Raw genomic sequence first — 4,985 nt, forward strand, 5'->3', positions numbered from 1 at the left:
CAATATTAGTTATTGTTACCTTACTATTTCTTGAGAAACTTACATTTGGATTATAGAAACTAATACTGATTAGATTATTAAATTTAGCTATTCGTTCATCATACATTGCTTTTTTAAATTCTACCCAAGATGAATAACGATTATTAAATACTTTCTCAAGCACTAACTTATCAGTTACATTACCGACTACTTTACCATATGACTTAATCACTTTACCTTTAGCTTTTGCTTCTTCTGCGTATTGATTAGAAATATATGGTACCATTCCATCTTTAAATCCTTTTGCAGCTAACAATTCAAACGCCATACGACGTCCCATTAAATCACCCGGTGTTCCTTTATTATTACTTAAAGCTGAATATATTGGTGAAAATAGTTTAATTGTATAATAGCCATTTCGTTTAAAGGTATTATCATTGTCATTTTCGTATCCTCTTCTTGTAATGACATCATTTTCAATTAGACTATCAAATGAATTTAACTTATTAAGCTCTTCAACTGTTAAGTAACGAACAACATTAGTTGCATAAACCTTACTTCCATCTGGATCTGTTTCAAATTTATTTTCTATTTTTCTCAATAACTCGTTTTTCTTATCAATCTCTAATTTAACAACTGCATTACCTTCTAGATATTCTAGCATATAAATTACATCAAACATATTATGCATATATTTTTGCAAATCTTCTGCATTATTAAATCGTTTTGTAGGATCTTTTACCTGAAGTCTAGTTGGATTTTCTGCTTCTTCATACTTCAATATAGAGTTAATCGTAATAGTAGGATCGTATGGATGATCAGGAGCTTGTAACAATCCTTTAGCATAAAACTCTGGTCCAAGTCCATTTCTTCTTCCATAACCTCCAAGATAAATTTCTCTATCTGAGTTATGCGTCATTTCATGTGTATAAGTTACCGCACCATCTTTATCAAGCATACGATATGCCATATAGTAGAATGCATCCCCCGTAGCGTATGCTCCATTAGAATTATGAACAACATTATTTCCTGCTGGACCAAAGAAATGTTTTATTGCTGGATGATCAGTTTCAAAAGTTGCTTGGTATGTATCTTTATCTTCTTTTTCATCTGTACCAAATCTAAATGCATCATAGACTAGAACACTTCTATATAATTTTTCTTTATTTTTATCATCTAGTATTTTATACCAGTAATCATAGTGATCTCTAAATCTAGCAGCCGCTTCTTTAGCTTTTGTCTCAACATAGTCATTTAAATTATTTCCTGCTGGATGTTCTTTACTTCTATATCTATCATAAGCACCAAATCCTATAGTCGAAATGTTGGCTATAATAAACACCGATTTTTCAGGTAATGTTAATAGCGGCAAGACCATACTTGGGTATTTCCAAGATGGGCTAGTTAATCTATCATATACCCCTATAGATTGCGGAGTGCCTGCTTTTGATTGTTTATCACTTACCTCTTTAATCGTAGATTTTTCTTCTACTATATAGGCTTTAGTTTGTTCTTTAAACCACTCGTTATTGGTTTTATCTGGCACGAATGCTTGTCTATATTTTTCTAATGCATCAAATAAATTAGTAGTTTTATAATTTTTCGCTAATAAAACGTTATAAGTTATAACATTATTTTTCGCTAGTAAATTATTATATCCAGATTTACCTAGTTCGATAACATTATCTAACGCTGAACTATTTGATTTACCGAAGAAATCCAAGTGGTACATAATTAAATCTTTCGCTTTTGTATCACCATATTTGAAATTGTACCAACGTTCTAAATATGTTAATCCTAGAAGTAAAGCTTCCTTATTATTTTTAATTTTTTCGATTACATAATTATCTATTGTCTTATTGTTATTTTCCACTATTGCAGCATCTGCAGTAAGTAGTTTTGTTAAACTGTCTCTCAAATCATGTTTAGTAGTATTGAATTGATCTTCTAAATATAACTCCGTTAAACTAACATCCTTAGAAACATCTAATACTTTTCTAATTGCGTCTGATTTGTATTCTACACTATTTAATGCTGGTAATACTTCATCTAAAATATTATTATAATTGCGAAGTAATGTATTCGGTGTATAAATTAAGTTTGTACCGCCTATTCTATACTCTGCTACATTTGAAAAATCATTTTGATATTCTATATTTTTTGTCTCTGATGTATTGTCCGCGTAATATAGTAATAATTTATTTATACTTGATTTGTATTTGTTAATATCACTAATTACTTCATTATCTTTCATTGGAACAACTGATAATAATTCTTTATTATAAAGATTACTACTTGACTCTACTAAATTTCCGTACTTAACTATTGTTTCTCTATTATAGAATGGTAATAGTTTTTCTATATTTTTATATACTTTTTCTTTAGATGAAACGGCATTTTCAAGATTTCTATAGTCAGTTACATATCTAGAAGAGAAATTAAAGTCTTCTGTTTTAATAGTATTTTTAGTAACAAAAGCAGATTTTTTCTCTTTAATCTGTGCATCTTCTAATACTTCTCCTCTTTGAACAGTAGAATCCTTAGTTAAGATTTCATCATCTTCTGGTACTACGTTCACAACCTTATTATTTTTGTTGCTATAAACAGAAGTTGCTTTCATCCTAGTAAAGTCTTTACCAGTTATAGCATTACCGTTCGTAATATCAACATCACTTAGTACATTTAATAGTTTTCCAGATTTTTCTAAACCATCCACTGGATCCCAAAGGTCTCCAACTACACCACCTACATAAGCAAAAGGTTTAACATTATTTAGTTTCCCTTCAGCATAACTACTGCTTATCACAGCATTATCAATTACTGCACCAGCTATTCCGCCAATAGACTGATCACCTTGCGTTGCATTCGTCGCCATATCGATAGATGCAATCGACTTGTCTATTAATGCTCCCAAACCTGAAAGTTTACCTACTAAACCTCCGATTTGATAACTAGCAACTGTTTTATATGTATTAGTTATTCTACCTGTATAGCTACTGTTAGAAATAGTAGAATTGTTAACTTTTGATACTAATCCTCCTATTCCACGTTCACCAGCTATTGCACCAGTAGCATGAACATTATCAATATGGGTATTGCTATTCGCTTCTTTTGCAAGTGTTGCAGTATCATCTTTTGCAGAAATATTAGCATCTTTTAGTGAAAGGTTTTGTACTCTGGCATTACTTAAAACATTAAATAACGGCTTTTTCAGATTATATACAGCATAATACTTATTACTATTTTGACCTATTAGTGTACCGTGGAATTCATTTTTCACATAACTTTCTTGACCATCTGGAAGTTCGACTTCACGAGCATCCATAGTTGCTCCTAAACGGAATGTACCATTAGGATTGCTATTCATTGCATCTACTAAATTTTTAAATGATGTATAGACACCAGTTTCACTTTGCTGAGTTTTTGGTAAATAGTAAGTATAATTTTCTAATACATTATTATTTTCATGATGTATCAAATTATTTGCACTTGCTACTATTTTATAAACATCTCTATTATCTTTATTAGCATTAGTAATGCTTATAACTGGTAGCATCACATCTTTAAAGTTCTCTGATTTAACTTTCATAAAGTAATCTTCTGCATTACTTGGTAAAGAAGCAAGTGAAGTTACATGACGATACTTATCACCATCTTTTGAATATAGTTCTACAGAAGATATATTTCTAAGTTCTAATTTCTTAATAACTTCTTTTTTATCTTTAGCGTCATCTTTTTTATCATCTTTATGACGATAAAGTTCATCGTATACTGGTGGAATTTCATTACCTGCTATAATACTCTTAATCCAAGCTAATTGTGTAGGAGATAAAATCAATCCGCCTGAGCGATTTTGTGCTCCATTTTGGTGGACACCAATGACTTCACCGTTAGCATTAAATATTCCTCCACCACTCATACCAGGTTTTCCACCTTGATATTGAACACCGTAGGTATTATTCGCATATTTTTGCTCCATTTCTACTGTAGCATCTTTTAAGTGCGTATATTCCCCACCTGGATATCCATGAACATTTAGTTTGTCATGAACATTTACTTTCGAATAATTTTCTACTAGATTTACATGTTTTCTTTCTAAAGATTGTGGTAATTTAATCACTGCTAAATCATAGATAAATCCTTTTGGATAATCTTGTTGATTATAAAAATGAATATCCTTAGCAGTAAATGTTCCTTTTTGTCCATCAGGAGTTACCCATTCATATGTATTTTTGGTTTCATCCCCTATGAACTTACCTGTAGTATTATCAGAAGAATTATTAATGAAATTATGAGCTACTGTTAAAAGTACATTTGGTGCAATAAAAGTAGCTGATCCTACTCCAGTTCCCCTAGATGAATCTGTAATAAAGGTCATATTAATTAATGCACTAGATTTTTTCTGAATACTCATTTCTTCTGGTGTATGAGTATTTTCATTATTTGGTTTAGTCTCTTCTGCACTTGGCTGTTCAATACTTCCAGAATACTCTCTAGTTGGTTCTACTTTCTCCGGCTCTACTATTGCTCCAGCTTGTACCCCTTTGTACTCTCTTGGTGCTTCGACTTTCTCTGGTTCTACTAACGCTCCAGCCTGTACTCCTGTGTATTCTCTTGGCGCTTCAACTTTTTCTGGCTCTACTATAGCTCCGGCCTGTACTCCTGTGTATTCTGGAAGTGGAGCTACTTGCTCTGATTCGACTATTGCTCCAGACTGGGTGCTGGTATATTCTGGTTTTTCAGCTGTCTCAGGGGCTACAACAGCTCCTGATTGCTCACCTGTATATTCTGGTAAGGAAGCATGGGTCTCTGGTTCGACGATGGCACTAGACTGAGTCCCCTTGTACTCTGGTTGCAGAGTTACTTGTTCTGGTTCTACTAACGCTCCAGCTTGTACTCCTGTGTATTCTGGAAGTGGAGCTACTTGCTCTGGTTCTACTATTGCTCCTGACTGTACTCCTGTGTATTCTGGAAGTGGAGCTACTTGCTCTGATTCGACTATTGCT

1 protein-coding gene is annotated in these 4,985 nt (G+C 32.5%); it reads right to left on the minus strand.

Annotated elements, in window-relative coordinates:
• Positions 1-4,985: ZmpA/ZmpB/ZmpC family metallo-endopeptidase (locus RWS90_RS07605; protein ID WP_314550173.1), on the minus strand; the 4,985-nt coding region annotated here is incomplete at both ends.

This window comes from uncultured Gemella sp. (assembly GCF_963529685.1).
Classification (GTDB): domain Bacteria; phylum Bacillota; class Bacilli; order Staphylococcales; family Gemellaceae; genus Gemella.